General features: G+C 70.2%; 1 protein-coding gene. It reads right to left on the bottom strand.

The features are described from left to right. A partial coding sequence (locus tag IE94_RS0134665; RefSeq protein ID WP_030192653.1) for a helix-turn-helix domain-containing protein occupies positions 1-287 on the bottom strand: 287 nt, incomplete at its 3' end. Positions 288-292 lie beyond the last annotated feature (5 nt).

Raw genomic sequence — 292 nt, 5'->3', positions numbered from 1 at the left:
ACGAAGTCCGGGTCGTGCGCGCGCAGCGTCTTCAGCAGGCCCGGCGCCTGCTCGGCGAGCAGGCCGGTGACCGCTGCGACGTAGGCGTGGGCGGTGCCGACGGATATACCAAATGCCGCGGCGGTCCTCGTGAGGGTGTCGTGGCGGCGCAGGTACACGAGTGCGACCAGCGCACGGCGGTGCGGCGGGTGTGTGCACCGCCGGTCACCCTCACGGGTGACGATGAGCATCGTGACCCACTCGACCAGGGCATGCGGGAGGTCGAGTGCGGCAGGATACGGAACCAACAGGG

Origin of the sequence: Streptomyces violaceorubidus (genome assembly GCF_000717995.1) — a bacterium.
GTDB classification, from domain to species: Bacteria; Actinomycetota; Actinomycetes; order Streptomycetales; family Streptomycetaceae; genus Streptomyces; species Streptomyces violaceorubidus.
The sequence above is the reverse complement of the archived record's forward strand: the minus strand, read 5'-3'. Positions and strand labels throughout refer to the sequence as shown.